Below are 7,285 nucleotides of genomic sequence, written 5' to 3'. Positions count from 1 at the left end.
GCCGCGCAGTTGAAGTGGCAGGCCGACTACGACTGGGATTTGGTCAAGGTTTCGCCGGCCAGCAGCTATTCCGTGGTGGATTGGGGCATGGCCGACCGCTGGGAGGGCCACATCGAGGGTACGCGCACAACCACCCATCTGCCCGTCCGCCAACCGGCCGACTGGGCGGCGCTGGAGCCGCTCGACCCCGGCCGGGGCATGCTGGCGACGCAGATCGACGCCCTGCGGCGGGTCGGCGAGGGGCTGCGCGGCGAGACGCCCTTTCTGGCAACGGTGTTCGCGCCCCTGTCAGTAGCCAAGCATCTGGCCGGCAACGAGGCGGTGCTCAGCCATCTGCGCCACAGTCCCAACGACATCCGGCGTGGCCTGGAGGCAATCACCGAGAGCATCGTCCGCTTCATCGACGCCGCGCGCGAGACGGGTATCGCCGGTATCTACTACGCCATTCAGCACGCTGCCTACCCGCTGCTGAGCCGGCAGGAGTACGAGACGTTCGGCCGTCCCTATGACCTGCGGGTGCTGGAGAGCGCCGGCGACCTGTGGTGCAACATGGTTCACCTGCATGGCTCGCGCGTCATGTTCGACCTGATCGCCGATTACCCCGTGCCGCTGCTCAACTGGCACGACCGGGACACCGGCATCTCCCTGGAGGAGGGGCTGCAACGCTTCGGCGGCGCGGCCAGCGGCGGTGTGTCACAGTGGACGATCCACCAGGAAGGGCCGGACGGCACGCGGGAGGAAGCGCGCGACGCCCGGGCGCAGACGAACGGCCGGCGGCTGGTGCTGGGCACGGGCTGCGTTATCATGGCCACCACGCCGCTGCGTAACATCCGCGCCTTGCGAGAGTCAGCGGAGTAAGAGGCTCACGCAAAGAACGCCAAGGACGCCAAGAAGAATCCTGTCTCTTTGCGGTCTTAGCGCTCTTGGCGTTCTTTGCGTGAGATCTTCTCACCCCCCTGCCAATTCGCGCCGCACGTCGTTGTCGGTCTCCGTCGCCAGGGCGGTTGATAGGGCTGCCTGCGTCGCCGGGCCGCCGATGCGGTGCAGCGCCCAGGCGGCGTGGCCGCGCACCAGCGGCTCACCGTCGTCCAGCAGCGCGATCAGCGCCGGCGCGGCCATCTCGCTGCCCCAGTTGCCGGCGGCGATGCAGGCGTTGCGCACCAGGCGGGCGCGCTTGATGCGCCGCACCGGACTGCCGGCGTAGCGCCGCGCGAAGGCGGCTTCGTCCAACGCCAACAACGCTAGCAGCGGCGGCGCGGCGGCGTCCCAATCCATCGGGTAGAAGGCCGTCTCGCCCACTGGCCGGGCAAAGCGGTTGAACGGGCAGACGAGCTGGCACACGTCGCAGCCATAAACCCAATTGCCCATGAGCGGCCGGAGTTCGCGCGGAACCCAACCCTTGAGTTCGATAGTCAAATAAGAGATACAGCGCCGCGCGTCGAGCACGTAGGGGGCGGGAAAGGCCGCTGTCGGGCAGGCGGCCAGGCAGCGCGTGCACGTGCCGCACGACGGCTGCGGTGGGGACACGGCCGATGCTGGCTTGGCGGGCAAGCCATAGTCGAGCGGCAGCGTGGTCAGCAGCACGCCGAGGAAGAACCAGGAGCCGCGGCGCGGGTCGATGAGCATGGTATTCTTGCCCGTGAAGCCCAGTCCGGCCGCCTCGGCGTGATCCCGCTCCAGCAGCGCGCCCGTGTCCACGTAGACCCGGCTGCTCACGGTCTCACCGCCAGCTTGCGCCCGCAGCCACGCGGCCAGGGCCTCCAGCCGTGGCGTCATGACCTCGTGGTAGTCCACCCCCCAGGCGTAGTTGGAGAAACGGCCGCGCGCCGGGTCGGCGGCCAACTGGTGCGGCAGGTCGGCGGTGTAATAATCCAGGCCGGCGACGACCATCGAGCGGACGCCGGGCAGGATGACGCCGGGGTCGCGGCGACGGGCCAGCCGGTCGGGCCGGGCCAGATAGCCCATCTCGCCATGCATTCCGGCCGCCAGCCAGCGCAGATAGGCGTCGAGGCGGCGGGCCGGCCCGGCGGGCAGCACGCCCAGCCGGTTGAAGCCCAGCGCCGCGGCGCGCTCGACCAAAGCCGCCGTCAGGCTCATGGTAGTGTCCATCCTTGACCGAATATTACCACGGGCGCGCTCGATTGACTTTTTCCGTCCGTCCTATGGTATAATCCGCCTGCTTGCAGTGAAGGCGCGCGGATCGCGTGGGTGCTCGCCCAAAAATCTGCGTAATCGCGGCTGGGGACAGCCGTGCGAAATCTGTGGATTGATTTTTCTTCCGGTAGCAACAGGAGCGAAAGCACAATGGCCGAATCAATGATTGACATTCACGTCGAAGACCTGAAGCGCGTGGAACTGGTACGGGTGAGCGGTCGCATCGACAGCAGTAACGCCGCCGAGTTCGACAACGTCCTCAAGGAAGTAGCCAGCCGCAAGCACAACGTGGTGCTGGAGATGAGCGGGGTCGATTACATCAGCAGCGCCGGCCTGCGCGCCATTGTCGCTCTGCTGCGCGAGTGCAAGAAGGCTCGGGGTGACGTGCGCCTGGCCAACCCGTCGGAGCGCGTGGTCGAGGTGCTGGCCCTGGCCGGGCTGGACTCGCTGTTTGGCGTCTACGAGAACGAAGCAGCCGCCGTCGGCAGCTTCTGATGAACCGGAGCATGGCGTGGCCGGGGTTCGTTCCCCGGCCGCGCCTCTCGCCCGCCGTCATCACGCCATGACCACCGAACAAGTTTTAACCGTGCCCGGACGCTACAAGGAGATCAAGCGGATCTGCGAGTTCGTCGCCGATGGCGCCGCCAAAGCCGGCTTCGACGATGATACCATCTTCCACCTGGAACTGTGCTGCGACGAGGCCTCGACCAACATCATCGAACACGCCTACGGCGAAGAGGGGGCGGGCAATATTGTCATCAGCTACGAAGTGACCAACGAGGCGTTCACCATTGTCCTGCGCGACAACGGCCAGGCTTTCGACCCCGGCGACGTGCCCCCGCCGCCAGCCATCACGACCCGCGACGCGACGGCCGATGAACTGACCAGCCAACTGCGGATCGGCGGCCTCGGTCTGCACTTTATCCGTAATCTCATGGACGAGGTGCGTTTCGTTTCTGACCGGCGTCAGGGCAATATGCTGATCATGGTCAAGAAGCTACAAAAGGAAGACAAATGAGCGTCTGGCAGGAGAAACTCCCCCACAGTGAGATATGGCTCATTGGCGTCAACGGCCGGCTCGATCAAAGCCTCAATCCCAAGCTGGAAGAGACGCTCAACGACCTGCTCGACAATGGGCACTACGACCTCATTGTCGATCTTACACACACGACCTACATCAATAGCGGCGGCCTGCGCTGCCTGGTTAGCGCGTGGCGGCGGGCCAAGGCCGCCCAGGGCAGCCTGAGCCTGTGCGGTCTGAACGAGCGCCTGCAAGAGATCTTCACCATGGTCGGGTTCGACAAGGTGTTCACCATCCACGAAGATTGCGCCGGGGCGCGCCAGGTGATCCGGCCCAAGACTCGCTCCTAGCGCCGGGCGTCGCTCTCCGGAGTCAGGAGCGCGCCTGGCCGCCTGTCGGCTATGTCCCAACTCGCGCAAGAGAACGCCGGTCTTCTCTTCCTCGTCGTCGCCCCGGCCATCCTCGCCGCTCTTCTCGTCTTTTTGCTGTCCTACTGGCTGCGCCGCCGGCGCACACGCCACTTGCTGATGGAGCGTGTGACCGAACTGGAGGCGCTAAGCGCGACTGGGCGAGCGCTGGTGGCCGCCGAACTCGACCTGGATGCCCTGCTGGCCCTGATCGCCGAGCAGGCGGGCCAGATCATCGACAACCGCACCTTCCAGATCGGGCTGTTCGAGGATCACTACTACGAGATTCGCTATTGGACCATCGACGGTCGCGCCCAGCCTGCCCCCCAATCTTTCGATCTGCACTCCACCCAGGCGGCGACCGCGCCAGAGGGCGGCGGCCTGGTTGCCTGGGTGCGCAACTCACAGCAGCCGCTGCTCGTGCGCGACTTCGAGCGCGAGATGGATCGCCTGCCCGCCCGCCCCGCCTATGAAAGTGTCCATCCACCCCGCTCTGCCCTCTTTGTGCCCCTGATCACCAGCGGGCGGACGCTGGGCCTCATCATGGCCCAGAGCGCCAGCCCCAACCATTTCAGCGAGCAGGACCTGCGCCGGCTGAACATCCTGGCCAATCAGGCCGCGGCAGCCATCGCCAACGCCCAACTCTTCGACCAGGCCCAGACCCGCGCCGCCCATCTGGAACTGGTGACGGAGATCGTCCGGCAGGTAAATGCCGTCGATGACCTGGATGAAGTGCTGGAGCAGGTCGTCAGCTTGACCTGCCACACCTTCGGTTTCCACCCGGTCAGCGTCTTTGGCGTAAACCTGAAGACGCGCGAAGTGGTCATCCAGGCCAGCAGCCTCGCCGAACTCAATCCGGCGCGCGACGGCGCGGCCAACGGCGACAAGCCGGTGTGTTTGCCCATCGGCTGCGGCATCGTCGGCACGGCCGCCGCCGAGCGCCGCACCGTTGTCGCCAACAATACGCTGGAGGACGGACGCTTCCTGGCCCACTTCGACGGCGCGCCGGCCGGTCTGTCCCTCGATACCCAGGCGGAGATCGCTATCCCGCTGACAGTCAACAACGAACTGCTGGGCGTGCTGGACGTGCAGAGTGGAGAGATCGGCGCGTTTGGCGCGTCCGAGCAGAGCATTCTGGAAACGCTGGCCGCCGCCGTCGCCAACGCCATCTACAAGGCGCAACAACTGGTGCGCGAGCAGGAACAGGCGTGGGTGACCACCGCCCAACTCCAGGTGGCCGAGGCTATCGGCCGGCACGACGAGCCGGATGGGCTGCTGGCCGCCGTCGCCCGGCTGGCCCCGCTGCTGGCCGGGGTCGATCTGTGCGGCTTCCTGCTGTGGAGCGAGGAGAGTCAGGTTTACTACGGCGCGGCGCTGGCCGACGCGGCGGGGAACGAAGTCGATTCCTTCACTGACGTAGAGCTATCCATCGGCGATTGGGGGCCGCTCGACGCCGTGCACGTCGGCCGGCTGCCGCTGACCACGGCCCAGGCGCCGGCCTGGCTGGGCAGCGCCCACGCCGCCTGCTGCCTGCGCCTTTACCCCCTGGTGAGCGGCCCCGGCCAAACGCTGGGTGTCATGCTGGTCGATCTGGGCCTGGACAACGACTGCCGCGAGCCAGCGCCCGACGCGCCCCTGCGTTCGACCGAGCAGCGGCGCGAGGAACTGATGCGGGACATCGCCCGGCAGATAGCCCAGGCGTTGGAGAGCGCCTATCTGCGCACCGCCCAGCAAGAGGAAGCGTGGGTCAACACGGCTCTGCTACAGGTGGCCGAGGCGGTCAACAGCCTGACCGACCTGAACGAGATTCTCGATACCATTGTGCGGCTGGTGCCGCTGCTGGTCGGCGTCGATTCGGTCTTCATCCTGGTGTGGGACAACGAGCGGCAGCTGTTCCAGGCCGGCCCCAGCTATGGCGTCAGCACGATGGGGCGCGGCCTGGTGGAGACGCTGGAGATCGACCGCGAGGAGTTTCTGGCGATGTCGCCGCAGATGTCTCAGGACTTCTCGCTGGCCCGGCTGCCCAGCGCTTCCCACTACGCGCTGCGGGTTCCCACGTGGCTGGAAACGGTGCTGAACACCTCCATCGCCTACAACTTCCCACTGGTGGCACGCGGCCGGCTGGTGGGGGCCAAGATTGTCGGCTTGCGGCGCGAGCGGCTGGGGCGCACGCCCTTTTCGAGCCGCCGCGCCAACATCCTGAACGGCATCGCCCAGCAGGCGGCCACGGCCGTAGTCAACAACCAGCTCTACAAGGAGTCGGCCGAGCGGGCGCGCATGCAGCAAGAACTCGACGTGGCGCGCACCATCCAGACCAGCTTCCTGCCCGACACCAGTCCCAACATGCCCGGCTGCTCTGTTGCCGCCTATTGGCGGGCCGCGCGCGAGGTTGGGGGCGACTTCTACGATTTTCTGCCGCTGGGCGACGACAAGTGGGGCATCGCCATCGCCGACGTGGCCGACAAGGGTGTGCCGGCGGCGCTGTTCATGGCCCTCAGCCGGACTATTCTGCGCGCTGTCGCCTTCAGCCACGACGACCCGGCGCACGTCCTGATGCGCGCCAACGAGATCATCGGGCGCGAGGCCCGCTCCGACCTGTTCGTGACGGTGTTCTACGGCGTGTGGGATCCGGCTACCGAGCGCTTCACCTATGCCAACGCCGGGCACAACCCGCCGCTGCTGATGCAACCCAATGGGACCTTCCACGCTTTGCTGGGCCACGGCATGGCCTTGGGCGTCCTGCCGGAAACGCAGATGAAGAGCCAGTCCATCCATCTGCGGCCGGGCGAAACGGTGATCCTCTATACCGATGGTGTGACCGAGGCGCTGAACGAGGACTTCGACGAGTTCGGCCTGGAGCGGCTACAGGTGGCGGCGCGCGCCTATGCTCGCCAGCCGGCCGCGGCCATCGTCCAGCACATCACCGACAGCATCAGCGATCATACCGGCCAGCGGCCCCAATTCGACGACATGACGCTCATCGTCGTCAAGCGCCAGACGATGAAGCCGGGGAACCAGCGGTAAAAAACCACCCTGGCCGGCGGGCCGCTCCCCGTCCCCGCCCAACCCAACCGATGCGACGCACCATTCACCTCTGCTCACTACTCCTGCTTATCGTCCTGCTGGCCGCTTGCCGCCCGCCGGCGACGGCCGACCTGCCGCTGAGCGCCGCCGTGACGTCGACCGCGCCAGCGGGCGTGACGTCAGCGGCCCCGGCAGTCGCCACGCCCGCGCCGCCTACCCTCGCGCCTTCCCCCAGTCCGACGGCGACGCCGATCTACACCGGTCCCCTGTCCCCCGCCTGCGGCCAACGGCTGCCGGCTCTGCCCGCGATCGCCGCCACGCCGGACACGCCCCCGCCGGACACCGCGGCCGTGAACGTGCTGCGCCCGCTCGTCCCCGAGACGGCCTGGCCGGGGCTGGAATGGCTACTGGACGCGCCGGGAACGGTCGGCCTGGTCGCCTACCAGCTTGGCCAGGAAGCCGAGGGGGTGTACTGGAACGCCGATAGGCCGCTGCCACTGGCGTCGGTGGCCAAGGTCATCACGCTTATCGCCTACGCCGAGGCGGTCGCCGCGGGAGAGTTGAACCCGCTGGAACAGATCCCGTTGGCCGAATTGGATCGCTTCTACCTGCCCAACTTCGACCTGGGCGCGCACCGGCGGGCTGTGGCCGAACTGCGCGAGACGGGCCGCGTGTTCGG

Annotated in this window: 7 protein-coding genes; 6 read left to right on the top strand and 1 reads right to left on the bottom strand. The window is 67.1% G+C overall.

The window, feature by feature from the left end:
- The coding region (locus ACE3UY_RS10600) for a uroporphyrinogen decarboxylase family protein (protein ID WP_374687500.1) at window positions 1-858 on the top strand (858 nt) is incomplete at its 5' end.
- A 90-nt stretch (window positions 859-948) separates the two neighbouring features.
- On the opposite strand, the gene queG is transcribed toward ACE3UY_RS10600, so the two are convergent.
- Window positions 949-2,097: a tRNA epoxyqueuosine(34) reductase QueG gene (queG, locus tag ACE3UY_RS10595; RefSeq protein WP_374687499.1), complete on the bottom strand. Its 1,149-nt coding sequence runs from the start codon at window positions 2,095-2,097 to the stop codon at window positions 949-951.
- A gap of 207 nt (window positions 2,098-2,304) precedes the next feature.
- On the opposite strand from queG, the gene ACE3UY_RS10590 reads away from it, so the two are divergent.
- From ACE3UY_RS10590 to ACE3UY_RS10570, 5 genes are all read left to right on the top strand, one after another.
- The gene (locus tag ACE3UY_RS10590; RefSeq protein WP_374687498.1) at window positions 2,305-2,649 is read left to right on the top strand and encodes an STAS domain-containing protein; all 345 of its coding nucleotides are present in this window, start codon (window positions 2,305-2,307) and stop codon (window positions 2,647-2,649) included.
- A gap of 67 nt (window positions 2,650-2,716) precedes the next feature.
- On the top strand, window positions 2,717-3,172 hold the full coding sequence (locus ACE3UY_RS10585; protein ID WP_374687497.1) for an ATP-binding protein: 456 nt from the start codon (window positions 2,717-2,719) through the stop codon (window positions 3,170-3,172).
- Entirely contained in the window at window positions 3,169-3,525 is a 357-nt protein-coding gene (locus ACE3UY_RS10580) for an STAS domain-containing protein (protein ID WP_374687496.1), read from the top strand. Before ACE3UY_RS10585 ends, ACE3UY_RS10580 begins: the two co-directional genes overlap by 4 nt.
- A gap of 51 nt (window positions 3,526-3,576) precedes the next feature.
- Window positions 3,577-6,606, top strand: coding sequence for a SpoIIE family protein phosphatase (locus ACE3UY_RS10575; protein WP_374687495.1), 3,030 nt, complete (start codon window positions 3,577-3,579; stop codon window positions 6,604-6,606).
- Between the two features lie 50 nt (window positions 6,607-6,656).
- Window positions 6,657-7,285: serine hydrolase (locus ACE3UY_RS10570; protein WP_374687494.1), on the top strand; the 629-nt coding region annotated here is incomplete at its 3' end.

Source organism: Promineifilum sp. (SeqCode) (assembly GCF_041918635.1).
Classification (GTDB): domain Bacteria; phylum Chloroflexota; class Anaerolineae; order Promineifilales; family Promineifilaceae; genus Promineifilum.
The sequence above is the reverse complement of the archived record's forward strand: the minus strand, read 5'-3'. Positions and strand labels throughout refer to the sequence as shown.

Coding starts and splice junctions, on each gene's coding strand:
- queG (WP_374687499.1), bottom strand. CDS start 2,097: ATGAGCCTGACGGCGGCTTTGGTCGAGCGCGCCGCGGCGCTGGGCTTC.
- ACE3UY_RS10590 (WP_374687498.1), top strand. CDS start 2,305: ATGGCCGAATCAATGATTGACATTCACGTCGAAGACCTGAAGCGCGTG.
- ACE3UY_RS10585 (WP_374687497.1), top strand. CDS start 2,717: ATGACCACCGAACAAGTTTTAACCGTGCCCGGACGCTACAAGGAGATC.
- ACE3UY_RS10580 (WP_374687496.1), top strand. CDS start 3,169: ATGAGCGTCTGGCAGGAGAAACTCCCCCACAGTGAGATATGGCTCATT.
- ACE3UY_RS10575 (WP_374687495.1), top strand. CDS start 3,577: ATGTCCCAACTCGCGCAAGAGAACGCCGGTCTTCTCTTCCTCGTCGTC.